This is a genomic window from Caballeronia arvi, from assembly GCF_001544695.2.
GTDB lineage: Bacteria > Pseudomonadota > Gammaproteobacteria > Burkholderiales > Burkholderiaceae > Caballeronia > Caballeronia arvi.
Window position 1 is genome coordinate 1 of record NZ_FCOM02000195.1, and the last position, 1,979, is coordinate 1,979.

The 1,979-nt window shown below is 61.8% G+C and carries 3 protein-coding genes; all 3 read right to left on the reverse strand.

Annotated features, from left to right (window positions below):
• On the reverse strand, window positions 1-821 hold an 821-nt coding region (locus AWB74_RS44200), incomplete at its 3' end, for a c-type cytochrome (RefSeq protein ID WP_143749539.1).
• A gap of 13 nt (window positions 822-834) precedes the next feature.
• Window positions 835-1,116 (reverse strand): hypothetical protein, encoded by a 282-nt coding sequence (locus AWB74_RS44205; protein WP_143749540.1) that lies wholly within the window; start codon window positions 1,114-1,116, stop codon window positions 835-837.
• A 241-nt stretch (window positions 1,117-1,357) separates the two neighbouring features.
• Window positions 1,358-1,966, reverse strand: coding sequence for a cytochrome c oxidase subunit 3 (locus tag AWB74_RS44210; RefSeq protein ID WP_061152757.1), 609 nt, complete (start codon window positions 1,964-1,966; stop codon window positions 1,358-1,360).
• Between the last annotated feature and the right edge of the window lie 13 nt (window positions 1,967-1,979).

Genomic DNA, 1,979 nt, shown 5'->3' on the forward strand with positions numbered 1-1,979 from the left:
TGCTTCAAGAAAGCGGCGATGTCCTCCGCACGAATGCGGCCCAGCCCCGAGCCAACATCAGTGGTCAGATTCGGGGCGAACCAATGATCGTTGGTGCCACCCGTCAAATAGAGACTGGACGCCTCCGTATAGCCGCGTTCCTCAAAGGCGGGACCTCGAGGCGTGTGACAAGCCCCACAATGCCCAAGCGACTGGACCAGATACGCGCCTCGGTTCCATTGCGCGTCTCGTCCGTCGCGGGGTTTGAATTCTCCTGTCGGCGCGAACGCCAGATTCCAGAGGGTGAGCACCCATCGCTGATTGAATGGGAACGGCAAGCGCGTGGGCGCCGGCGCGGCATGCACGGGCGCCACGCCACCCATGAAATACGCATACAGCGCACGCATGTCCTCGTTGGTGATCTTTGAATACGAAGGATACGGCATAGCGGGATAAAGGTGCTTATCCCCCTTGGCAATTCCGTCCCTCAGCGTGCGTGCAAAGTCCTCGTAACTGTAGCGGCCGATGCCGTACTGACGGTCCGGCGTGATATTGCTGCTCACAATTGTGCCGAAAGGTGAGTTCAGTCCGAGGCCGCCCGCGAATGGCGCCCCCCCCTTGGGCGCCGTATGGCATCCGGCGCAGTCCGCCGCGCTCGCAAGATAACGTCCGCGCTCGATCAGCGCGGCGTCGTCGTTATTGGCATGTGCGGCGACCGTCTCTGAAGACGGATCATCAGGCATGCCCCTGCCATGATCCGCGGCAGCGGCCAGCTTAACGGTGGCGACCGCGGCAGTGGCTACAAAAACTGCTGCCGCGAGTGCCGAGATGACGTGCCGCATCGAGCCCATCACCTTACCCCTGCACGCATGGAGAGACCACCAGCGCGGCGGTCGCGGTGAGGAGCAGGCCCAGCAAGAAAATCGCGCTTCCGAGGATGCCCACCATCCCGAGGAATCGGGTACGGCGGAGAATCGTTGACCAATGACCGCCCTCCGGCCCTGCGGATTGAGCAGCTTCCTGCGCGCGCCGGGCGAGACGCCAGGTCGACCACGCGGCAAGCGCGCCCAGCACGGCAACCAGCATGGCCGCCGCGCTGCCCCCCGCGACCATACCCAGCACTTGCGGCCTTGTCATCCCAAGCGGTCCCCTACCAGCGGACGTGCACATCTGCGAAGCCAGCACCTCGCACATGCATATCTGCACGATCCAGGCGAGCGGCGCTGCGATAAGGCCAGCGAGGATCCGCCACCATAAATGGCTGGTGTTCAACGAGGGCGGCACATTCGACCTTTGGCGAGGATGGGTGCTGTCCTTTTCGGAAGCGGGCCGTGCAGACTGAGCGGGAGACATGGCGCAGGTTGACATACGCTTTTCCCTATAGCACGTAAGGTGACAGATACAGCGTCGAGAAGATAAATAGCCACACGACGTCCACAAAATGCCAGTAAAGGCCGCCGACCGTAAGCGCGGCACAGCGGCGTTCGTCGAAGTATCCAAGCGCGACCCAAACCGCAAGCAAAACCAGGATGACGATGCCGACCAGCACGTGCATCAGATGAAAGCCGGTGATCGTGAAGTACAGGGAGCCGTACAAGTGCGACGTGGGGCCGTAGGGGTGGTCGTGCCACTCCTTCAACTGAATGCCGACGAAGGTGATCCCAAGCACAATGCCCACCACCATCGAAGCCACGCCAAGCCGGATGCGCTTTCTCCGAACGCATCGCTCGCATAGCCATACGAAAACGCTGCTCGACAACAGCACGAGGGTGTTGCCGCCGCCGATGCCGAGCTTGGGCATACCTTCTGGCGGCCAATGCTGAACAGACTGGGAATTCAGATAAAGGTAAGAAAAGATCAGATAGCCGAAGAGCGCAGCTTCAGTCGCGATGAGCGTCCACACGCCCCACCATCCTCCTGAGCGTTCACCGGCGCTGCCGATTGGCAACGCCCGGCCGCTGTCGAGCGTCTCGTAGAACTCAGCCAAGGGCGCCTCCCTC